The 1,071-nt window shown below is 67.9% G+C and carries 1 protein-coding gene; it reads left to right on the top strand.

What is annotated here, in order from left to right:
* Positions 1-183 precede the first annotated feature (183 nt).
* Positions 184-1,071, top strand: an 888-nt coding sequence (locus ACYVDE_RS23895) for a hypothetical protein (RefSeq protein WP_460504024.1), incomplete at its 3' end; no start/stop codon positions are given.

Here is a 1,071-nt window from a genome sequence, read left to right as displayed (position 1 = left end):
CGTGACCGCCGCCCAGGTGGCCGCCGGCTTCCGGCGCCTCCGGGCCGACAAGGTGGAGCCGCTGCTGGCTACATTAGCTGCCCTAAGCCTGCTGCGCCAGACGCCGGAAGGCACCTACGCGACCTAAGCAGCTGGTGCCGGCCCATTGCCATCCTTTCCATTCCTTCCTTTTCCCTTGCGCCTATGTACTCCTTTCTACTCCGTAAAGCCAGCGCGGCGCTGCTTACCCTCGCGGCCCTGGGCTGGGCGGCCGGCCCGGCGGCGGCGCAAGTGGCCGCGCCGGTATTTGGCTCTGCCGCTCCCGTTGGTCTTACCCAGGGCGGCGAGAGCTACGCCAGTGCCCTCGCCAACGACGCGCTGGGCAACGCGTACGTGGCGGGGCATTTTGCGGGCACGCTGGCCATTGGCGGCCAAACCTTTACCAGTCGTGCCAACCACTACGACGTGTTTGTGGCCAAATACGATGCGCTGGGCAACCTGCTGTGGGTAACCACCGGCGGCGGCGATTCCGACGACATGGTTGCCAGCCTGGTTCTCGACGCTGGTGGCAACGTGTACATTGCCGGCAGCCACGCCACGCGGGCCTATTTCGGGTCGGTGCTGCTGCCCGACGCCGTGGGGCAGCCCGGCAGCACCTGGTATAGCGATGCCTTTGTGGCCAGGCTCGACGGGGCCGGTACCTGGCAGTGGGCCGTGCAGGCCGGCGGTACCAACAACGACTACGCCAGCGCCCTGGCCATCGACGGAACCGGCACGCTCGTGCTGGCGGGCGGGTTTTATAGCCCCCAGGCCACGTTTGGGGCCACGGCGCTCACCAAGGCAGGCACGGGCTCGTACACGGCCGATATTTTCGTGAGCCGGCTCAGCACGACGGGTACGTGGCTGAGCGCTACCGCTGTTGGCGGCCCGGGCACCGAGCAACTGGGCAAGCTGGCGCTGGATGCGGGCGGCAATGCCTACCTGTGCGGCTCGTTTCAGAGCGCGGCCCTCACCTTTGGCAGCCTGGCCCTGACCAATGCCGACCCCGCCGCGACCACCTCCGACCTGTTTGTGGCCAAGCTGACGCCGGCC

The sequence above is a fragment of the Hymenobacter agri genome (assembly GCF_054778495.1).
This window is presented reverse-complemented; position numbering and strand designations above follow the sequence as displayed.